The organism is Hymenobacter cheonanensis, from assembly GCF_030581075.1.
Taxonomy (GTDB): domain Bacteria; phylum Bacteroidota; class Bacteroidia; order Cytophagales; family Hymenobacteraceae; genus Hymenobacter.
In genome coordinates this window covers 239244-260796 of record NZ_JAUQSW010000005.1, presented here as the reverse complement: position 1 = coordinate 260796, position 21553 = coordinate 239244, and the positions used below count along the sequence as shown (strand labels likewise).

The following is a 21553-nucleotide window of genomic DNA, read 5'->3' as shown; positions in this document are numbered from 1 at the left end:
TTCAGGTTGAAGCAATTCTGAAGCGCCACCAGGCCGCAGCATTGCTTCAACCTGATTTTTTTGGCATGTCTTCTCAGGAATTGCTCCCCACGGCGCACGTTTCGGCGGCTACCCGCGCCGCCCTCACCCAACGCCTGGCTGCTACGGGCGCAGCGTACACCCCACAGTTTTTGGCGCCCGAAGCTTACCGGCTGCTCGAAGCCGTAGCGGCGCGGCTACTGCCGCAGCCCGAGCGGCCCGTGCCCATTCCGCTAGCCCCGGCCGTAGACCAGCGCCTGGCCGAAGGCCGCGCCGATGGCTGGCGCTACGATGCCCTGCCCCCCGACCGCGAGGCCTATCGCCTGGGCCTGGGCGGCGTGCAGGAAATTGCGCACAGCTTATTTAAAGCTGATTTTGAGCAGCTTGCCGCCAATCAGCAAGACGAAGTGCTAGGGGCCCTGGCCAGCGGCAACCCGCCCGGCGCCACCTGGCAAACCCTGCCCGCCGGCCGCTTTTTTGAAGAATTGCTGGCCGAGCTAACCGAAACCTACTATGCCCACCCCTGGGCACAGGACGAAATTGGCTACGTAGGCTACGCCGACCTGCCGGCCTGGACCAAAATCGGACTCAACGAAAAGGAAGCCCGCGAGGTGTAGGGCAAGCTTCAGCTTGCCGAATAGTTAAATTAATTATTAACAGTATTTTAGCTACCGGCCTGACAGTGGCAAGCTAAAAGTTATCCTACCAGTATGCCCGACGAAGAAATCGCCGAGGAAGGCATTATCAGCCCGACCGAGCCCGCTATCCAAGACCCGCTGCTACGCGAGCTGCTGGCCGAAAACGATACCCTAGCCGCCGCCGATATTCCGCAGGAGCAGCCACTGCCACTGCCTGCTACCACCGAAGTGGTCGATTGCATTGTGATTGGGCTGGGTGCGGGGGGCGCGCCGCTGCTGGCCCGGCTAGCGCAGGCCGGCCTGCGCGTGGTGGCCCTAGAGGCCGGCCCCTGGCACAACCCCGAAACCGACTTTGCCACCGACGAAAAAGCGCAGGACTTTCTGTTTTGGAATGATGAGCGCCTGGCCGCCGGCGGCGACCCGCTGGCAATGGGCAAAAACAACTCGGGCACCGGCGTGGGCGGCTCCACGCTGCACTACACTGCCTACACACCCCGTCCTCTGCCCGACGACCTGCACGTGAAGCGCGACTTTGGCCAGGGCGAAGACTGGCCGCTGACCTACGACGACCTGGCGCCTTATTTTGAAGAGGTAGAACAGTTTCTGGGTATTTCGGGCCCCACGCCTTATCCCTGGGGCCCCGCCCGCCCCAAGGGCTACGCGCTAGCCCCGCTGCCACTCAATAGTGCCGCCCAGCTGATGGTGCGCGGCGCCGAAAAACTTGGCATCAAGACGGCCCCGGCAGCTAATGCGGCGCTTTCGGCCCGCTACTACCAGGAAGGGCTGGGTTGGCGCGAGGCCTGCACCAACCGTGGCTTTTGCCAGGCAGGCTGCTCCAACGGCGCCAAGTCGAGCATGGACGTTACTTATATTCCGCTAGCCGTGAAGTATGGCGCCGAGATTCGGCCCAACAGCTTCGTGACCGAGATTGAGCGCAATGGCCAGGGCCACATTTCGGCCGTGGTGTACACCCAGAATGGCCAAACGCACCGGCTAGCCTGCCGCAACCTGTTCTTGTGCGGGGGCTCGGTTGAGACGCCGCGCCTGCTGCTGCTCAACGAGCTAGCCCTCACCAGTGGCCAGGTGGGCCGCAACCTGATGGCCCATCCTGGCCTGCAGGTGTGGGGCACTTTTGCCGATGAGGTGCGCCCCACTAAAGGCATTCCCGGCGGCCTTATCTCGCAGGATACCCACCGGCCTAAGGATGCCGATTTTGCGGGCGGCTACCTGCTGCAAAGCATTGGTGTAATGCCGGTTACATTTGCGGGCCAGGTGGCGCGCGGCCGCAAGATGTGGGGCCAGCCGCTGCGCGACTACCTGCGGCAATTCAACCACATTGCGGGCATCAACATCCTGGGTGACTGCCTACCCCACGCCGATAACTACCTGGAGCTGAGCGATGAGCAGGACGCCCGCCAGCTGCCCAAGCCGCGCCTGCACTTCACGGCTCAGGAAAACGAGCACCGCATGAACGCGCACGCCGACAAAACAATGCGCGCCATCTGGGAGGCCGCTGGGGCTACCGACATCTGGTCGTTTCAGCGCTATGCCCACGTTATTGGCACGGCCCGCATGGGCCTGAGCGGCGACGATGCCGTGGTAGACCGCAACGGCCGGGCCTTCGACGTGCCCAACCTATACATCTGCGACAACTCGGTGTTTCCGAGCGCCTTGAGTGTTAATCCGGCCCTTACCATTATGGCCCTAAGCCTGCGCACCGCCGACCAGTTTCTGGCGAAGGAGCGGCGGCGCGACGCTTAAATATTAGTCGACTATGCGCAGTGAACAGTGAGTGGGCCAGCCTCTCATTTTTTACCGGCTCATTGTTCGCTTCTCCTTGTTAACTACTTATTTATGAAATCCTTTCTCACCGAGATAAAGCAGCATTTCGGCAGCGGCAACTACGAGGGTGATGAGTTTGGGGGCGCCCGCGGGCACAACGGCAACGGCCTGCCCACGGGGCTGCCCAACAACTTTATGTTTGCCACCGGCATCGAGTGCAGCTACCCCACCATCGACCACGGCAAAACCCGCCGCGACCTGCTGGCCGAGTGCGACCACTACAACCGCTACAAGGAAGACCTGGGCCTAGTGAAAGGCATGGGCCTGAAGGTGTTGCGCTACGGCCTGCCCTACTACAACATTCAGCTCAGCGCTGATAAATACGACTGGGAGTTTGCCGACCTGGCCATGGCCGAGATGCAGCGCCTGGGCATTACGCCCATTCTGGACCTAATGCACTTTGGGGTGCCCGACTGGCTGGGCAATTTCCAGAACCCCGAACTGCCGGTGCATTTCGCCGCCTACTGCGAAGAGGTAGCCAAGCGTTACCCCTGGGTGCGCTACTACACGCCGGTGAATGAGATTTACGTCACGGCCAAATCGAGCGCCAAAGACGGCCTCTGGAACGAGCAGCTGAAGACTGACAAGGGGTTCGTAACCGCCCTCAAGCACACGGTGGCGGCTAGCATCATGGGTACCCAGAAGATTGCCAAGCACCGCCCCGACTGCGTGATTGTGCAAAGCGAGTCGGCCGAATTTACCCACGAGCTACGCGCCGAGCACACCCCCGAAGTACAGCTGGACAACAAGCTGCGCTTTGCGGCGCTCGACTTGCTCTATGCGCACCAGCCCGACGGCCAGGTACTTAATTACTTGTACGACAATGGTATGACTCGCCAGGAATACGATTGGTTTATGGCCGGCGAGCCGCCCGGCTACCAGGTAATGGGCAACGACTACTACGGCCGCAACGAAAAAATAATGCTGCCCAACGGGGAAATTTGCACCAGCATGGACGTGCTAGGGTGGTACACCATCACCCACGACTACTACCAGCGCTACAAGAAGCCGGTGATGCACACCGAAACCAACGTATTTGACGCCAAGGAGGCGCCCACCTGGCTCTGGAAGCAGTGGGTCAATATCCTGCGTATGCGTAAGGAAGGGGTGCCGGTGCTGGGCTTCACGTGGTACTCGCTCATCGACCAGGTGGACTGGGAAACCGGGCTAGCCGAGAAAAAGGGCACCGTGAATGCCTGCGGCCTCTTCGACCTCGACCGCAAGCCGCGCCCGGTGGCCGAGGCCTACAAGCAGCTGCTGCAGGAGTACGGCCAGATTACCATCGTGCCCCACGGCGAGCTGTTTGAGGTAACCGAGCGGCCCGCCACGCTGAAAGTCGAAGTGTAGGGCTGGCCGTTGGCACAGAAAAAAGCGCTGTTCGGGTAGTGGCCCGGGGCTAATTCCGGGTTGCTACCCTGCTTTAATTTATTGATAATCAATTGCATTTTTGGAGTAAGACGCCCATGAAGCTGCCCGCCCGCCGGGCGTTTGGAACTAGTTGCTACCTGCCGCACCTTGCGTAACTTGCGAGCGTGTCCCCCTTCCCCAAAGCTTCGCGTATCGCTCTAATTCTATGAAATTTACCGTTTCGCTACTGCTGCTGGGCCTGCTCCTGACCGGCCGGCTCGCCGTGGCCCAACGAATTGCCATTAGCGGGCAGGTGGTGGAGGCCGCCACGGGCGAGCCAGTGCCGTTTGCCTCCATCTTCGTACCGCACACCAGCATTGGCGTCACGGCCGACCTGGAGGGCAAGTTTAAGCTGGCCGTAGATGGCGTCGACTCGCTGGCCGCCTCGTCGCTCGGCTTTCTTACGCTGCGCAAGAAGCTGGCCGCTACCTCGCCCCAAACCGTGCTGTTTCGCCTCAAAAAAGGCGGCGGCGTAGCGCTGGGCGAAGTATTTGTGTCGTCGCGCCAGCCCGAAAATCCGGCCTTTCGCATCCTGCGCGAGGTGCAGAAGCACAAGCCCGAAAACGAGCGCACTGCTCTCACGTCGGCCGAGTTCGACTCGTACAACCGCATCGAGGTCAGCCTGGCTGATATTCCGAAGGCCCTGGCCAATCGCAAGGTAGTGAAGGATATGCGAGCCCTGGCTGCCCGCCACGGCTCGGCCGCCGCCTCCGACCCCGATGCCCCGCTGCCGCTATTTGCCTCCGAAGTGGGCTCGAAAGTGTACGTGAAGTACGGCCCGCCCATGCACCGGCGCGAAGACATTCTGCACAAGCAGATGCGCGGCGCCGGCCCCCGCGAAGGCTCGGTGCTGAGCCAGATGCTAGGGTCGAATTTTCAGAACTTCGACTTCTATCCCAACTGGCAAAATATTCTGGGTAAAGACTTTATCTCGCCCATTTCGGCCGGCGGGCGCCTTACCTACGACTATACCCTGCAAGACTCGCTGCTGGTGGGCCAGGATATGTGCTACAAGATTGCGGTGGCACCCAAGCGCGACCACGACCTGGCTTTTGCCGGCACCATCTGGATTACGAAGGACAAATACGCCCTGCGCCGCATCGATGTGATAGCCAGCGAGCACGCCAACCTCAACTTCGTGAGTGACTTGCGTATTCAGCAGGAGCTGACGCCGCCCGCGCAGGGGCCGGGGCTAGCCGCCCGCACCCGCTTGGTAGTGGCCGTGCGCCCCGGCGACAAGCAGGCCGCCATGCGCGTGCGCTTCACCACCGTCAACTCGGGCTTTCAGCGCAACACGCAGCACCCGGGCAGTTTCTACGACCAGCCCATCGTGAGCACGGTGATGGAGCCAGGCACCGATAGCGAAACCAGCGGCCTGATAAGCGGCCTGCTGCCTAGCGGCGCCACCGAGGGCTACTTCGATAAAAACCGGCCCGACACGCTGAGCCTGAGCGAGCGCCAGACCTTTGCCGTGCTCGACTCGGCGCGCGAGCTACCGGCCGTGCGCAGCACCCTCGATTGGATTGACCTATTCATCAACGGCTACCGGCGCGTGGGCGACCGGGGCATGATTGAGCTAGGCCCCATCATCAACACCTTCGCTTACAACAACTTTGAGGGCGCGCGCTTCCGGCTGGGCTTTCGCACCACGCCGGCTTTCAGCCGCAACTGGGTGTACCAGCCCTACGTGGCCTACGGCACCATGGACGGCCGCTTCAAGTATGGCCTGCGAGCCAACTACATTGCCGAGCGGCGGCACTGGACGGTTTTTGGCGGCGAGTACCGGCACGATGTGGAGCAGTACGCGCTGCTGGACAACGACTTTTTGCCCGATAATAACCTCTTCGTGGCCGCCTCGCGCTGGGGCCGCTTCCGCGAGGGGCTGCCCATTATGCGCGATTTGTCGCTGCTGAGCGTGCAGCGCGACCTGTTTCACGGCTTCACCCAAACCGTGATTTTGCGCTACCAAAACAGCGTGCCGCAGTTTCAGGTGCGCACCCAGCCGCGCCCCGGCGGCGACCCCACCGACCTGACGCCCGACAAGCTGCACCAAACCGAGGTGGTGCTGGAATCGCGCTACGCGCCCGACGAAAACCTGGTGCAGGCCGAAAACCGCCGCCGCGCCATCGGCCTCAAGCGCTGGCCGGTGTTTACATTCCGCTACACCTTCGGCACCATCGACTGGTTTCGGGGCAACAACACGTACAACAAGTACAACCTGCTGGTTACGCACAGCTTGTCGGCCGGACACTTCGGGCGGCTCAACTACCGCGTGGAGGGCAGCTACATTCCGTCGGAAGTATCGTACCTGCTGCTGAAGGCACCGCTCGGCAACCAGACGCCCTTCTATAACATTAACTCGTTTAACCTGCTCAATTACTTTGAGTTTGTGACCGACCGCTCGGTATCGCTGCGCCTCGACCACCACTTCGAGGGCATCATCCTGAACGCCATTCCGGGCATCCGGCGCTTCAACTGGCGCCTGGTGGCCACCGCCAACTTCCTCTACGGCGGCCTCACCGATGCCAACAAGCTCTCGCCCGTAGATGGGCGCGGCAACCAGTTTTTGCTGCCCTCGCTGGGCAAGGCGCCCTACATCGAGGCCGGCTACGGCGTCGAGAACATCTTCAAATTTCTGCGGGTCGATTTTATTCACCGCGTTACGTACCGCAATGAGCAGCCCACCACGCGCAACGGCACTGCCCCGCCCAACTTTGGGGTGAAGGTTGGCGCGCAGTTCCGGTTGTAGCAACGCTAGCCCCCACTTTATAAAAAAAGCCCCTGGCACTATGCCAGGGGCTTTTTTTGCGCTTAGCGCATTGCTTACTGCTGCTTGGCCAGCCAAAGCGAGGCGTTCAGGTGCAGCGGAGCGTGGCTCGAAATTTCCGTCCAGCCGGGATACACCGTGTTGCCAGGGCTGCCGGTGCCGTCGTCGGCCGGCGACGAGTCGGTGATGACGAAAACGCGGCCCGTGCCAAACGTGCTGGTGGCGCACATAATGTTGCTGAGGCCCTGCGCCGAGCTACCCTGCCAAATAAGCGGCGTGGCCTGCGAGCCGCTGGTTTTGGTGATGGTGGCGCCGTTCGAGAATTTGAGCTGGGTCACGTTGCCCTGCGAACCGTGCAGGATAACGTTGGTGCTGCTAGCCAGCACGTTGGCGCTGGTTTCGGAGATGTTAGTGAGCGCAATGCTGTAGCCAAACGGGTTGGCCTGCACCGAGTTGTTGGTCATCAAGTCGTTCCAGATGGCCGGCGAGTCGTAGCCATCGTTGTCGCGGTCCGACACGGTGTGGTCGGAAATCATGAACAGACCGCCGCCGTTTTTCACGAAGTTGAGAATGGCCGTTTTCTCGCTGGCGGTGAACAGGTTATTCGGCTCGTCAATCACGAATACGTTGTAGTTGGCCAGGTCCTGCGGGTTCGAAGTGTTGCCGTAGGTGATAGCCGTGCCGCTAGGCAGGTTCTCGACCGAGTTGCCGAGCTTCACCAGGGCCACGCCCCACGAGGAGAGCGCGGCCGTCCAGTAGGTTTCCGACGTGCTGGCCGTGATGCCCGAGGCGGCCGGTGTGGGGTAACGCGGCACCACGCCGCCATCTACGTCGAGCGCCCAATCGGCATTGCCGGCCAGTTCGCCGTGGCTGGCGTCGAAGAGGAATTTTTTGCCGCCCGTGGTGGTGCCCCCGCCGCCCGTGCCGGTGCCGCTGTAGCTTTCTACCGTGATGTTATCGAAGTTGAGCCGGTTGGTGCTGCCGTCGGTTTTGCGCACCTGCAGGCGCACAGCACCGGCAATATTCACTGTGAAGCTGGCCGTGTTCAGCGCGGTGCTACTGGTGGTGATGGTGCTGCCCACCTTAGCATACGACGAGCCGCCGTTGGCGCTGGCCCACAGCTCCCAGGTGCCGCTGGCGTCGGTGCCGTAGAGGGCGTGGCCCACCGTTACTACGCCCGCGCCGCCGCTCAGGTCGAAGTTCATGCTCAGCGTGCCGCTGTTGCGCACCCTAGCCGACTGGCTACCCGTTTTGGCATCGGCCGTGGTGTTGCCAATCAGGGCATCGTTGAGAGTCCAGGAGCCCGAGCCCAGCGTGACGCTGCCGCTGGTGTACGCAGTTTTGGTGCCAGTTTCAAAACCTTCGGGGAAGCCGGGCGCCGAGGCATCCTGGCTCAGGTTGACGGCGGCCGGCAGGGTGGGGCTAGCTTCCTGACGAGCGCAGCCGGCCAGTAGCGCCACGCTCAGCAACGGCGCGGCCAGGTAACGAAATACTTGCTTCATGGAAAAGGAGATAAGAGGTAGAACAATCGGCTTGGGTGCCGAAGCAAAGCTACTACCTGCTTCATTTACTAAACATGAAGTAATTATGAGGACAATCTGATTAACAATCAGTTAATACACCCACTACCAGCGCTTAAACTAAAATACTCCTGTCCGCGCTGCGGACAGGAGTATTATGCAAGCAATATATGTAGCCACGAGCAGATTCGAACTGCTATCAAGCGTTTAGGAAACGCCTATTCTATCCCTTGAACTACGCAGCCAGGCCACAAAGTTACGTCGCCGGGGCGGCCCAGCTACATCTTATACGCGAGTACTATCCCAAACGAGAGCGCTGTAAGAATAAGCCCGACCATAAAAATGGAGTAGCTCACGCGTAGCAGCTTATACTTGCGGTCGAGCACCTCGCCGAGGTAGTACACGTCGGTTACCATGTTGTTGTAGAGCGTGTCTTTCTGGCGCATCAGCTCGCGCATACCCTCCTGGAAGTGCTGCAGGCTAAGCTTGGTAAACTGCCCGAAAAACAGCAGGTTAACCCGCCGGTTGGTAGCAATTTCGGGGTTGCGCTTCAGCCATTTAAAGCTCGTAACATCGGGCTGGGCCGAGAGGATGGCCGACGTGACCGACCCGAGCGCCGTGAGCAGCAGCACGCCCATGGGCACGGCCAGGATGGGGTTGCGCGTGAAGCTGGCATTGCCCGTAGGGGCTAGCACCGACGACTTAGCTCCCAGGTAAGTAATTATAATAGAAAGAATTACCGCATTAAGCTGAATCATCATGCCCGCTTTTTTATCGGCCATATCCGAGAGCTTCATGTGGTTGGAGTACATGGTGCGGAACATGGTTTCGATGCCCCGCTTGGGCTCGGCGAAGGTTTCGGTGGCTTCTTTTTCCTTCTTCTTGGCTTTTTTGGCGGCCTTTTTAAGGTGGTCGCGCTGGTCTTCGATATTAGCCTTGAGGCACTTTTTATAGCGCGCCTTGCCGGCCTCCGACTGATATTTGTGGGCTAGCATGAAGTTGAGCTGCAGCTCGGCCCAGTCGGGGGTGGTGTACGATTTGTCGAGGGCCAGCTCCCACTCGTTGCGGATAAGCTCGGCGCGGGCTCGGAAGTCATCGGCCGCCAGGTTGCTCATGTCGGCATCGACGAGCATTTTTTCCAGCTCGGTATTAGCCTTCTCATTGCGGTGCGTGGCCCGGATGAGATTTTTTATGACCTCGATGCGCGCCGGGTCGTAGTGCTGCTCTCGCAGCCAGGCCTCGGCACGGGCCATGCTCTTGTACTCGTGCCCATCGTAGGTATCGAGGTAGCCCGAGTCGTGAAACCAGGCGGCTAGCAGCAGCTCTTCGGTTTGCTCGGGGCTGAGCTTGGCATCGTCGGCCAGGTTGCGCGCCTGCTTCACCACGTAGGCCGTGTGGGCCAGGGTGTGGTAGGTGAGGCGCGGGTCAAGCTCTTTTTCGAGCACGGGCTCGAGGTAGGCCTGGGCCGCCTGCACCAGGGCCGAAGGCTCGGGTTTGGGCGCTTTGGCGGGCTTATCGGCCTTGTCGGGCGCGGCATCCGGGGTAGCAGCAGCCGGCAGGTCGGCTTCGGCGGGGAGAGTAGTAGTAGCCATAATTCAACGCAAGAAACAACCGCCGGCTGGCGTTGGGTTCGGCCCGGGGGCGGGCTTTCAACGGGGGCGCCGGGGCGCGGGTTAGCGGACAAGCTCAACCGTGACTGCTGGCTTTGCGTAGCTGCGCACAGATTGAGTTCAGTTTTTCTTCATTGGCAGGCAGCAACGCATTTCGTGGCTGCCTGCGGAGCTGGTGGGCAACTGGTTTGCTACTCACTGCAATTGGTTTTGCACTTTCCTTATAGCCCCATTTGTGGGTTGTAGTTTTGTTTCTATGACGCTCTTTTTCCGCCTTTTCTTCTGCCTTAGCCTGCTAGCTACCCTCCCCTTCACCGCTGCCGCACAGCTGGAAGAATTGGGCGAAGCCGGCGAGTCCGATTTTAATCCGCCGCCCGGTTACAAGCCCAACTACCGGGGCAAGGCCCTAGGCTGGGAAAAAAAGCTGCCGCCCGATTCGAGCCGTATGCGCTACTCGGTGTTTTTGATTGGCGATGTAGGCAGCCCCATCCCGATTGAGAAGGGCGGCGAGCCCTCGCTCAACTTTATGCGCCAGCAAATGCTACAGGCGGGCAGCAAGAGCGCGGTAGTGTTCTTGGGCGATAACATCTACAACCAGGGAATGCCGCCCGAGGGCGCCTACGACCGCAAGATTGCCGAGGGCCGCCTCAATACGCAGCTCAACATTTTGAAGGGCTACAAGGGCGAGAAATACATGACGCCCGGCAACCACGACTGGATTCAGGGCTACAAGGGCGGGCTAGCCCAGGTAAACCGCGAGCAGGCCTACGCCGAGCACTACCTGGCCCAGGACTCGACCGAGTTTTCGTATACCGGCGATTTTCTGGTGCCGCGCGATGGCTGCCCCGGGCCCTACGAAATCCGGCTGCGCGACGACCTGGTGATGATTGCCCTCAACTCGCAGTGGTTTATTACCGACCAGGCCAACCGGCCCTTCGGCGACGCCTGCGGGGCCGATACGGAGGAAGAAGTGTACGCCCAGCTGGAGGAAGTTATCAAGCGTAACCAGAGCAAGCACATTCTGATTGTGACGCACCACCCGCTGTTTTCGGACGGCATTCACGGCGGCTACTTCACGTTTGCCGACCACGTGTTTCCGCTCAGCATTGTGCAGAAATACGCCTTTTTGCCGCTGCCCATTATCGGCTCGGTGTACCCGCTAGCCCGCAAATACGGCGGCATTGCGCAGGACTTGGCTTACCCGGCCTATCAGAGCTACAAGAAGAACCTCCGCGAGCTGTTTGCCAAATACCCCAACGTGGTGTATGCCAACGGCCACGAGCACAACCTGCAGTACTACGACGATGCGCTGAGCAAGGCACACTTCATCACGAGTGGCTCGGGCTGCAAAACCCAGCACGTAAAACCCGGCAACGGCGGCGACGCCCTGTTTTCGGACAAGGAAAAAGGCTTCGCCAGGCTCAATTACTACGACGACGGCCAGGTGTGGGTCGAATATTTCATTCCGAGCGATGCCGACAAGGGCCAGACGGCCCGCCGCGTGTATCGCCAGCAGGTGTATGCCGACCTGGGCCGCGGCGGGGTGGCTAGCGCGGGCAAAGGCCCCGGCGGCGCCGTGAACACCACCAAGCCCGACGCCGGCCCCGTGCAGGGCACCCGCGCCCCGGCCGGCACCGCCCAAACCGTGAAGGGCAACCAGAGCCGCGACGACCTCGAAAACGCCGCCTCGACCGGCACGCCCAACCAGCCCACCGGCGCGCCCGTGGTGACCTCGGCCGAGCGCCGCCCCGACTACCAAGACAGCACCGTGACGGTAGCCGTCAACCCTAGCTACAACCAGCACGGCAAGTTTCACAACTGGCTGCTGGGCGAGCACTACCGCCGCGAGTGGGCCACGCCGGTGAAGTTTCCGGTGCTCGACATCAAGACTGCCGAGGGCGGACTAGTGCCCTACAAAACGGGCGGCGGCAAGCAAACGGCCTCGCTGAAGGTGCGCAACGAGGATGGCTACTACTACACCGTGCGTGGCATCGACAAGGACCCCGCCGCCGTGCTGCCCGAGAACTTCCGCACCGGGCTGGCCCGGGCCGTGCTGCAAGACCAGATTTCGGCCCAGCACCCCTACGCCTCGTTTGTGCTGCCGCCGCTGGCCACGGCGGCCGGCATCCTGCACACCAACCCGCGCTACGTTTACATCCCCAACGACCCCGCGCTCGGGCAGTATCAGCAGCGCTTTGCCAACACGCCCGCCGCGCTCGAAGAAGATGCCAAAGGAAGCCAGGATACCGATGCTTCGCTAGGCTACGCCAAGAAGCTGGTGAGCACCGATAAGATGCTCGAAAACCTGCTGGAGGACAACGACAACCAGGTCGACCAACCGGCCTTTGCCCGCTCGCGCCTGTTTGATATGTGGATTGGCGACTGGGACCGCCACGAGGACCAGTGGCGCTGGGCCCAGCGCAAAACCGACGACGGCGACAAGATTTACACCGCCGTGCCCGAAGACCGCGATATTGCCTTCTTCAAGGGCGATGGCGTGCTGCCGACCTTGATTTCCAAAAAGTTTGCGGTGCGCAACTTCCAAAACTTCGGCTACGACTACGGCGACTACAAAGGCCTCAACCAGACCGGCCTCTCGAACGACCGCCTGTACCTGAGCGGCGTGAGCCGCGAAGAATGGGTGAAGCAGGCCGAGATTATGAAGGCCCAGCTCACCGATGCCGTTATCGAAAAGGCTTTCCGCGACAAGTGGCCTAGCCAGATTTATGCCGAGCACGGCGCCGAAATTGTGGCCAAGCTCAAGAGCCGCCGCGACCTGCTGCCCGACGTGGCCCGCAAGTACTCGGATGTAATGAGCGACATTGTGGAAGTGCGCGGCTCGCAAAAGCGCGAGAAGTTTACGGTAACGCGCCTGCCCGACCACCACACCCGCGTGGTGATGCAGAAAATCAGCAAGAAAGGCCAGCTGACCAAGGTGCTGTACGACCGCACCTTCGACCGCGTGACGGACGAGATTCGCCTCTACGGCATCAGCGGGCAGGATGTGTATGACCTGAGCGGCGACGAGCGTCAGGGCCACAAAATCCGCATTATCGGGGGCACCGGGCGCGATACCATCATCGACAACTCGCGGGTGGCGGGCATCCGGCACCGCACCCAGATTTACGATGCCGACACCGGCAACGTCATCCAGAACCGCCTGGGCGAGGCGCGCCTGCGCCTCGAGCCCGGCGTAGACGTGAGCCGCTACGACCACCCGCACCGCTTCGACCTCAAGGACTACCGCCTCAATTACACCGGGCCGGCGCTGTTTTTTGGCTATAACATTGATGATGGCCTGCTGCTAGGGGGCGGCGTTACGCACCGGCGCTATGCCTTCCGACGCGAGCCCTTCGGCTCGGAGCAAAGCCTGACGGCCAATATTGCGCCGGCCCGCAGCGGGGCCTACAACCTGCGCTACGTGGGGCAGTTTACGAGCGTATTCGGCGGCAAAACTGACCTGCACGTGGCGGCCCAATACTACGGCCCGCAGCTGCTCTACAACTTCTTCGGCATCGGCAACAACACCCAGAACTATGCCGTCGAGCACGAGGACAACCCCACCAACCGCTCGGTAAACAGCGCCTACCGCGTGCGCTTCGACCGCCTCTACATTGCCCCCACCTTCGAGCGCAAGCTCTTCAGCTTCGGCACGTTTGGCGTGGGGCCGCAGTTCGAGCGCTTCCGAGTGATGGACGACCAGATTGGGACAGTTATCAAGGACAGCATTGGGGCGGGGCTCGAAAACCGCCGCTTCGGCATCCGCAATTCCGACTTTCAGGCCAATACCTACCTGGGCGGCCTGGTGTACCTCAATTTCGGCGCGCAGTCGACGCCCAAAGACCCGCGCATCGGTATTCAGTGGCACAACGAGGCGCAGTACAACTTCCAGCTCAACGGCGAGCAGCTCACCTTTGGCCGCATTTCTTCGGAGCTGAAGGCCTACCTCACGCCCAACTTCCCGTTCCGCATCACCTACGCCGGGCGCGTGGGCTGGCAGCATAACATCGGCGACTACCGCTTTTACCAGGCCAACACGCTTGGGGGCACCACCAACCTGCGGGGCTACCGCCGCACCCGCTATGCGGGCCGCGACGCGCTCTACGCCAACTTTGAGGCCCGCCTGCACCTGTTCAAGTTCAATGCCTACCTCTTTCCCGGCACCTTCGGCGTGATGGGCCTGGCCGATGCGGGCCGCGTGTACTCGGGCGTTGACACGCGCAGCGGCCTGCAAGCCTTCCACACCGGCTTCGGCGGCGGCGCCTTCGTCAATATTCTCGACGCCACGGTTATCAACGTCACTTATTCGGTGGGCGAGGAAAAGCTGGTGTATGTGGGGTTCGATTTCCTGTTCTAGGCGCCGCGTGGGCCGCGCGGCCCATGCCTATTTCTGCTCCGTATGAAGCACCTTCTGGCCGCGGGCTTTCGGCAGTTGTTTCGGGTGCCGGCCCTACGCGCCCGCTACTATGGCTTCTACAAGCGCTTGTTTGCCCCGTGGCGGCTGTTCGACGGTGTGCACAAAACCGTGGCGTTCCGGCCCGGCCTGCGGCTAAACCTGGAGCTAGCCGACTGGATTCAGCAGCACATCTACTTCTTAGGCTCTTACGAAGAGCGCGGGCTGCTTTTTCTGGAAAGCTACCTGCGGCCGGGCGATGTTTTTCTGGATGTGGGCGCCAATATTGGCCTCTATAGCCTGGTGGCCGCGCAGCGGGTGGGGCCGCTAGGCCGGGTTTACGCCTTCGAGCCGGTGCCCGCCACGGCCGCGCGCCTGCGCCAGCAAATTGCCCTTAACAACCTGGCCAACATTACCGTGGCAGAGCTGGCCGTGGGCAGTGCGCCTGGCCCGGTGGCCCTGTACCTACCCCCGGCCGGCAATTCGGGCATGGCCTCGCTCTACGCCTACACCGACGAGCTACACGCCCCCATCACCGTAGAGGCCACCACCCTGGATGCTTACACCAGCGGTTGGCCGGCCGTGCGCCTCGTCAAGATGGATATTGAAGGGGCCGAGTGGCTGGCCCTGCAGGGCATGACGCACCTGCTGGCCACCCTGCGGCCCGCCCTGCTGCTAGAGCTGGAGCCAACTATTCTGGCGGGCACCGGCCAGTCGGCGGCAGCTATTGGCCAGTGGCTGGCCGCCTTTGGCTACGTGCCCCACTACGTGCAGGCCGATGGCAGCCTGCACCCCCAGCCGGCCTCACCGGAGGGCTTTCACAACGTGGTTTTTTTGCCATTTGCCCCGGCCTAGCTTCTTGGTGATGCAATGGCAAGACTGAGGCAGCCATTCATCAGATATTCACGTAAGCAGGCCGGCCCCGCGCTTGGCGGGACTTTGGCCTGCCTATGCCACGCTACACTACCTGCTTCTGCCTTAAAGGCTATCTCCTCCCCAGCTTGCTTGCCCTAGCAATGCAGGCCCGCGCTCAGGATGTGCCCCGCATTTACCCGGCGCCGGCACCAACGGCCCTCGACACGGCGCGCGGCGCGGCCGACCTGCGCGACAAGCAGCAGTTTGCCAACCCCTCGGTGCTGGGCATGGGGCCTAGCAAGGGCATCATCGTGCGCTACGAGCGGATGCCCACCTTTCGGGTGAGCGCCACGGGCGAGGTGCCGGGCGTGGCCAACTACGAGACGGACGCCACCAAAAATGCCCGCCTCACCATCAAAGGCTACATTCCGGCCTGGAACCGGCCGCACCTCAAAATTATCGTGGGGCTGAATTACGACCGCGAGGAGTTTCAATTCCGGACGGTGCCCAGCAACTACGAGCTGTTCGACAACATCGAAAACAAGGGTCTTAAGAGCACCGGCGCGCAGGTGGCTATCATCCGGCCCGTCGATGCGGTGCACTGGTACTTGGCTAGGGTGAAAGGCGAGCTGGCCGGCGACTACAACTCGGGCGGCGACCTGCGCACCACCAACTACCTGCGCTACTCGGCCGAGGCCTTTTATGGCTGGAAGCGCAGCCCGCGCTTTTCGTGGGGCGTGGGCTTTCAGTACGGCTACACGTTTGGGCGGCTGAGCTTGTACCCGGCCATTATCTACAACCGCACCTTCAACGACCGCTGGGGCGTGGAGGCGCTGTTTCCGGCCCGCGTCACGGCCCGCTACAACGCCTCCGAGCGCTCCATCTTCTACGCCGGCTACTCGGTCGATGGCTTCAACTACATTGTGAACCTTCGCCAGCCCCTCGCCCGCCCCGACCGCCAGACGCTGACTACCCTGGAGCTGCGCGAAACCGAGGTCAAGTTTCGCGGGCGCTGGGAGCGCGAGCTGCTGTCATTTCTGTGGCTAGGGGCCGAGGCCGGCTACCGCTACAACTACGCCTTCGATGCCTTCGACCGCACCAATGCCGACCGCGAGCGCATCATTCGTACCCGGCTGGGCGGCGCGCCCTACCTAAGCCTCGAACTCTTTGCCGTGCCCCCGCGCAAGCTGCTGGAGAAGGCCGGCGTGCGGCGCTAAGGAAGTGAGGAGTAATAGTGCCCTACTTAGAAAAAGGTCTGCCAAAACTGCTGCCCTGCTATTTTTTCTCCGAAAACACCCGCAACCATAAAGGCAGCCGGGGATATACCGAGGCCAAAGGCCAGGTTGAGATGGCCATCCGCAACGCAGCCATGCTCGTGGTGCAGGGCCTGAAGGCGCTTTACCTCGAAGGCAGCCACGCCGACCTGGCCCCCGCTGCTTACACCCGCTCGGGCCTCGATGACATGCGCGGCCCAAGTAGCCCCCTCGAAAATCTCTGCGCCACGGCCCATTCCCTGGCCACCGCGTTGGCCAAGAACTGGTGACCACCGCCCACCTGCAAGCCCTGCACGAATGCCTCAATCCCTACTCGACACCCCGCGCCAGCAGATAGCCAGCGGCAGCCTCCTGCGCGAAGCCGCCGTGCAGCACCTGGCCGAAGCCCGCTAGGCCCTCACCCGCCCCGACGTGCGCGTGCCCAACCTGGCTAGCACCCCGCCTGAGTTGGTAGCTGCCCATGAGCAGGTGCGGGTGCTTGTGGATGCGGAGTATGGGGCGAATCCGGCTAGCCTGGTGACCGCCGCGAAGTAGTCACTACTAGAAACAAGAAGCCCCGGCTGCCAGCGTAGCGGCTGGGGCTTTATGTATGACCAGACTTCTCGGCTTTTCTACTTAGTTAGGAGCGGGCTCATTATAAATCAGGTTGGCTGGCACTAGTATATTTCAACAGAGTATAAAGCTGTGTTCCTCTTTCGGTAAGTTTCCATAATTTCACCTGATAAACCGAATTGCCACTAACATCATGACGTTGTTTAGTTACATAATCAAGGTTATTCATGATGCCTAAACGCTGCAGCTCCTCTAATGCTTCTTCTGCCACTCCCATAAAATCATACCACTGTTCTCTATCAAGTCTCTTATCTTTTGCAACCCTATTAGCAATCCCGAAAGAAGTCGCATCCGGTAGCAGGTCGCAGGCTATTTCAAAAATATCTTTCAATACGATACTGTTGTCAATATCAAAGACTACTTTAACAGGATTATTTTTCATAAGCCTTATCAAGTTTTCTAAGGGATTACTTTCTTGAAATTTAAAAAGCTCGATTTGCAACTGTTTATTTTCCTTGCTTAATCGCGCTAATTCCTCTGCCACATGTGGGCTAGCCGCCTCTGTAGCCCGCACCCACCCAGTACGTGGATTAATGGCGATTTCATTACCTAGCGAAAGCGATACATGATAAGCTAACTTATCAAGTGTATCCTAAAACTTGATAACGCGAGCCTTGCCAACCTTCTTTTTAAAGTCATCCAGCTTCTTTTTGGCTTTTGCTTCTACCATATCAACTGGCCACGTTGCGGCTTTATCAATCACAAAGCCCAGACGCGGAATGCCCTTTGCCCCAGCGTAATCATATTCCGTTTCTGTATAGCTCAAGCCACTAACGGGGTCTCTGGAGCCGTAACGGTGGGCGAGCACCACGAGGTAGTAGTCAGAGCTGTCTATGTAACTTTTGATGGTTTCCCACTGGGTTTGGTCGCCAGCGTTGAACATCTCCATGCCTACCGGCAAGTGGCCGAGTTGAAGCACGGCCTTTACTACTGCGTCGCGGTGCTCCTTAAGGTCGTCGAACGTTGAACTGATGAAAACCTGATATTTCTTGGCCATAAGATTTAATAGGTAAGAGTAGTAAGATAGTATCACTACCTGCTACCCCAGCCGCGCCAGCAACTCAAACAGCGGCTGGTTGACGTAGTAGTTGGCCGTTACGAGGCGGTGCTTCACCAGCACGCCATCGGCGGCCAGCTGGTTGAGGTAGGACGAGGCAGTGGGGCGGCTCACTTTTAGCTCGGCCTGCAAAAACTCGATGCGGGTGTAGGGGTGGCGAAATAAGTTGTTGAGCAAATCCTGGCTGTAAAACTTGTAGCCTCGCAGCTGCTGCTTCGTGTGCTGCATCAGCTGGCGCATTTCGCCGATAAGGACGATGCTTTCGCGGGCCGTCTGCTCTACGCCCGTGAGGAGGTAGAGCAGCCATGGCTCCCATTCGCCCGTGTCGCGCACTGCTTGCAGGTGCTGATAGTAATCGGCTTTGTTGCGAATGATAAAGCGGCTTAGGTACAGTACCGGAATATCGAGCAGGCCTTTCAGCACCAGGTACAAAATATTAAGGATACGGCCGGTGCGGCCATTGCCATCATAGAACGGGTGGATGCTTTCGAACTGGAAATGCAGCACGGCCATTTTCACCAGGGGGTCGGCGTCGCTCAAGGTGTCATCGTTGAGGTATTGCTCCAGGTTACCCATCAGGCGCATAATCGTATCGTTGTCCTGCGGCGGAGTGTACACGATTTCTCCACGCTGGTTTTTAAGCGTGGTGCCGGGCTGGCGGCGGTAGCCCGCATTGTTCTGCTCCAGCTGCTGCTGAATCTGAGCCAGATGATTCACGCTCAAGAAGCCGTACTGGCGCACTAAGCCCACACCTAGCCGAAGCGCGGCAGCGTAGCGCTGCACTTCCTTCGAAGAATGGCTTTCGGCCACTTGTACTTCTGCTTGGAATAACTCATCATGCGTGGTGATAATGTTTTCAACGGCTGAGCTGTCTTTGGCCTCCTGCAACGGGAGGGTGTCCAGCAGAATACTTTCGTTGGGAATAGTGGCAGCAATACCTTTCAACTCCGCTAAGGCCGCTCGGGCGGCGGGTAGCTTTTTCAGGACAGCCCGCGTTTCCAGGTCGGCGGCGGGTGGTAGCAGGTCGGGTTGCCAGGTTGGCTGCATACAGGGTGACCGCTTGCACGAAGTGCCTGTGCAATCGGCTTTGTAAAGGAAAGCAGCTTTTCTTTACAAAGCATTGCCCCCTTTGTAAAGGAAAGCAGCTTTTCTTTACAAAGGGGGCTAGAAGATGGGTTATGGTTCCTATTTTAGGATAGCGTATTAAGGGCCTTCCTTTAATAATACCAGCACAGCATCGAGACGAAGCACTAGCTTCTCATTGCCAGGGGAGGCATAAAGCACCTTGACAGGTAGTATAAGCACAGTTCCATAAACGCGCTAAACTTCTCTGGCTAACCATCTAAACTTTAAGATTTAGCGCTAACTGCCCGGCGTCGGCGCGCCAGCTTTTGCAGGTACTGCCGCTCGGCCTCCTGGGCGCGCAGCGGGGGCTGGCCCTCGGCGGGCAGGCAGTAGTTGTTGTTGAAGTCACGAGCCTTCACGTTGTCGGCCCGCTCCAGGTCAAGCAGGTGGCGGATTTCGGCGCGCAGCGTATCATCGAGCAGCGGGAAGGCAACTTCCACGCGACGGTCAAGGTTGCGGCCCATCCAGTCGGCCGACGATACGTACACTTTTTCCGCGCCGCCGTTGCCGAACACGTAGATGCGGGCGTGCTCCAGGTACCTGTCCAGCAGGCCGCGCTGGCTGATGTTTTCGCTCAGCCCCGGCTCGCCCGGCACCAGGCAGCCGATGCCCCGGATGAGCAGCTCGATGCGCACCCCGGCCTGGCTAGCCTCGTAGAGCGCGGCTATCATGCCGCTGTCTTCCAGCGAGTTTACTTTCAGCAGAATGTAGGCAGCTTCGCCTTTTTTGGCGCGGCTAGCCTCGGCGGCAATGAGCTTGAGCAGCTGCTTGCGCAGCGTGAAGGGCGCCACGAGCAGGTGGTGCAGGTGGCCAGGCTCCTCACCCGTAATGAAGTAGCGGAATACCTGGTCGACCTCAGCCGTGATTTCGGGGCTAGTCGTGAACAGGCCGTGGTCGGCGTAGAGGTGCGCCGTGGCCTCGTTGAAATTGCCCGAGCTGAGGTAAGCGTAGCGGCGCGGCTGGCTGCCACTAATTTGGTCGTCGCTCTCCTCGCGGCGCGTAATGAGCAGCAGCTTGGCGTGGCACTTAAGCTCGGGCGGCGTGAAGATGACGTGCGCGCCGGCCCGCTGCAATTTTTCGGCCCAGTGCAGGTTGCTTTCCTCATCAAAGCGGGCTTTTAACTCTACCACCACGGTTACCTGCTTGCCGTTTTTCACGGCCTTGAGCAGGGCTTTGGCCACGGCGCTTTTGGGCGCCACGCGGTAGAGCGTGATGCTGATGGCACTCACGCGGGGGTCTAGCGCGGCCTCGCGCAGCAGGCGCGGCACCACGTCGAAGCTCTGGAAGGGTGGGTGCAGCAGGTGGTCGCGCCGGGCCAGGGCGGGCAGCAGCGGGCCGGTGCGCGGCAGGCTGGGGTGCGGCAGCTCGGGCCAGGCCGGGTTCAGCAGGTCGCGGCGCCCGAAGTCGGGGAAGCCGAAAAAATCGCGGAAGTTGTGGTAGCGGCTGCCTTCCACCAGCTCCTCGTCCTCGATGCCGGTTTTCTGCTTGATGGCTTTGAGGACGCTCTTGGGCGTGGCGGGGTCGAAGAGCAGGCGGGCCGGGTAGCCGGTGGCGCGCTTGGCGAGGCTGCTCTTGATTTTGGCCATCAAATCGCCCGATACTTCCTCCTCAATATCCAGCTCGGCATCGCGGCTCAGCTTCACGGCATTCACTTGCACTTGCCCATAGCCCGGGAAGAGGCTAGCTGCCCCGGCCCGCACCACATCGTCGAGAAACAGCACCAGGTGCGGGTCGGCGGCGGTGCCTGCGCCGCCGGGCAGGGCCACAAAGCGCCCGCCGTGGCGCTTGGTCGGCAGCTCCATCACCACCACGCGCTCGCCGCCGGCCTTCTTTTTTTTGCCCGCCGCCAGGGGCTGGGTCAGGTCGAAGGTGAGGTACACGGCCTGGTCTTTCAGAAAAAGCTGGTGCAGGGTATCGTCGAGCACCACTGGCGAGAGCAGGTCGCGCACCTTCTCCTCAAAGTAAGTTTTCACCCAGTCGCACTGGTCGTCGGTAAGCTCCTCGGCCGTGAGCAGCCGGATGCCGGCGGCTTGCAGCTCGGGCAGCAGCACCTCGCGGAAAGTGCGGCCAAAGGCCTCCTGCTGGCGGTGCACCTCGGCCAGTACCTCGGCCAGCAGGCGCTTGGGGCGCTCGTGGGGCAGCTGGGCGCGGGTTTTCTTCTTGAGCTTGACCAGGCGCCGCAGCGTGGCTACCCGCACCTTGAAAAACTCGTCGAGGTTGGCCGAGAAGATGGCCAGAAACTTGAGGCGCTCGAGCAGCGGCACGGTGGCGCACTGCGCCTCTTGCAGTACACGGGCATTAAAACGCAGCCAGCTTAGGTCGCGGGGAAGGGTCTTCATTCGGGGAGCGGGCAAGGGAAAGAGGGCCGGGCGCGGCGGTGCCCGGCCACCCGCACGCAGCGGGCAGCCGGGCGGCCGCAGCCTTGTACGCAACCG

General features: G+C 60.7%; 15 protein-coding genes and 1 tRNA gene. 9 read left to right on the top strand and 7 right to left on the bottom strand.

Annotation, left to right across the window (positions count from 1 at the left end):
- Window positions 1-65 precede the first annotated feature (65 nt).
- The 4 genes from Q5H89_RS12095 to Q5H89_RS12080 all read left to right on the top strand — a co-directional run bounded on the left by Q5H89_RS12095 (window position 66) and on the right by Q5H89_RS12080 (window position 6654).
- The gene (locus Q5H89_RS12095; protein WP_305019576.1) at window positions 66-635 is read left to right on the top strand and encodes a gluconate 2-dehydrogenase subunit 3 family protein; all 570 of its coding nucleotides are present in this window, start codon (window positions 66-68) and stop codon (window positions 633-635) included.
- Window positions 636-728: 93 nt separating this feature from the next.
- Entirely contained in the window at window positions 729-2417 is a 1689-nt protein-coding gene (locus Q5H89_RS12090) for a GMC family oxidoreductase (RefSeq protein WP_305019575.1), read from the top strand.
- Window positions 2418-2510: 93 nt separating this feature from the next.
- Window positions 2511-3845 carry a family 1 glycosylhydrolase gene (locus tag Q5H89_RS12085; protein ID WP_305019574.1) on the top strand — a complete coding sequence of 445 codons (1335 nt, stop codon included), beginning with the start codon at window positions 2511-2513 and terminating at the stop codon, window positions 3843-3845.
- A gap of 226 nt (window positions 3846-4071) precedes the next feature.
- The gene (locus tag Q5H89_RS12080) at window positions 4072-6654 is read left to right on the top strand and encodes a DUF5686 and carboxypeptidase-like regulatory domain-containing protein (protein WP_305019573.1); all 2583 of its coding nucleotides are present in this window, start codon (window positions 4072-4074) and stop codon (window positions 6652-6654) included.
- A 74-nt stretch (window positions 6655-6728) separates the two neighbouring features.
- Here Q5H89_RS12080 and Q5H89_RS12075 read toward each other — a convergent pair whose 3' ends face one another.
- The 3 genes from Q5H89_RS12075 to Q5H89_RS12065 all read right to left on the bottom strand — a co-directional run bounded on the left by Q5H89_RS12075 (window position 6729) and on the right by Q5H89_RS12065 (window position 9784).
- Window positions 6729-8174, bottom strand: coding sequence for a hydrolase (locus Q5H89_RS12075; RefSeq protein ID WP_305019572.1), 1446 nt, complete (start codon window positions 8172-8174; stop codon window positions 6729-6731).
- A 191-nt stretch (window positions 8175-8365) separates the two neighbouring features.
- Window positions 8366-8437, bottom strand: a tRNA-Arg gene (locus Q5H89_RS12070).
- A 33-nt stretch (window positions 8438-8470) separates the two neighbouring features.
- Window positions 8471-9784 (bottom strand): Pycsar system effector family protein, encoded by a 1314-nt coding sequence (locus tag Q5H89_RS12065; protein ID WP_305019571.1) that lies wholly within the window; start codon window positions 9782-9784, stop codon window positions 8471-8473.
- Window positions 9785-10058: 274 nt separating this feature from the next.
- On the opposite strand from Q5H89_RS12065, the gene Q5H89_RS12060 reads away from it, so the two are divergent.
- From Q5H89_RS12060 to Q5H89_RS12040, 5 genes are all read left to right on the top strand, one after another.
- Entirely contained in the window at window positions 10059-14159 is a 4101-nt protein-coding gene (locus Q5H89_RS12060; RefSeq protein ID WP_305019570.1) for a metallophosphoesterase, read from the top strand.
- 42 nt (window positions 14160-14201) lie between these two features.
- Window positions 14202-15050 carry an FkbM family methyltransferase gene (locus Q5H89_RS12055; RefSeq protein WP_305019569.1) on the top strand — a complete coding sequence of 283 codons (849 nt, stop codon included), beginning with the start codon at window positions 14202-14204 and terminating at the stop codon, window positions 15048-15050.
- 161 nt (window positions 15051-15211) lie between these two features.
- Window positions 15212-16267 carry a DUF6268 family outer membrane beta-barrel protein gene (locus Q5H89_RS12050; RefSeq protein ID WP_305019568.1) on the top strand — a complete coding sequence of 352 codons (1056 nt, stop codon included), beginning with the start codon at window positions 15212-15214 and terminating at the stop codon, window positions 16265-16267.
- 17 nt (window positions 16268-16284) lie between these two features.
- A complete protein-coding gene (locus Q5H89_RS12045; protein ID WP_305019567.1) occupies window positions 16285-16593 on the top strand; it encodes a hypothetical protein in 309 nt (102 codons plus the stop codon).
- 142 nt (window positions 16594-16735) lie between these two features.
- Window positions 16736-16858: a hypothetical protein gene (locus tag Q5H89_RS12040; RefSeq protein ID WP_305019566.1), complete on the top strand. Its 123-nt coding sequence runs from the start codon at window positions 16736-16738 to the stop codon at window positions 16856-16858.
- Window positions 16859-16958: 100 nt separating this feature from the next.
- On the opposite strand, the gene Q5H89_RS12035 is transcribed toward Q5H89_RS12040, so the two are convergent.
- The 4 genes from Q5H89_RS12035 to ppk1 all read right to left on the bottom strand — a co-directional run bounded on the left by Q5H89_RS12035 (window position 16959) and on the right by ppk1 (window position 21457).
- Window positions 16959-17420, bottom strand: coding sequence for a hypothetical protein (locus Q5H89_RS12035; RefSeq protein WP_305019565.1), 462 nt, complete (start codon window positions 17418-17420; stop codon window positions 16959-16961).
- Between the two features lie 108 nt (window positions 17421-17528).
- On the bottom strand, window positions 17529-17933 hold the full coding sequence (locus Q5H89_RS12030; RefSeq protein ID WP_305019564.1) for a DUF4062 domain-containing protein: 405 nt from the start codon (window positions 17931-17933) through the stop codon (window positions 17529-17531).
- Window positions 17934-17975: 42 nt separating this feature from the next.
- Window positions 17976-19040 (bottom strand): Fic family protein, encoded by a 1065-nt coding sequence (locus Q5H89_RS12025; protein ID WP_305019563.1) that lies wholly within the window; start codon window positions 19038-19040, stop codon window positions 17976-17978.
- Window positions 19041-19342: 302 nt separating this feature from the next.
- The gene (gene ppk1 / locus Q5H89_RS12020; protein WP_305019562.1) at window positions 19343-21457 is read right to left on the bottom strand and encodes a polyphosphate kinase 1; all 2115 of its coding nucleotides are present in this window, start codon (window positions 21455-21457) and stop codon (window positions 19343-19345) included.
- Window positions 21458-21553: the final 96 nt, after the last annotated feature.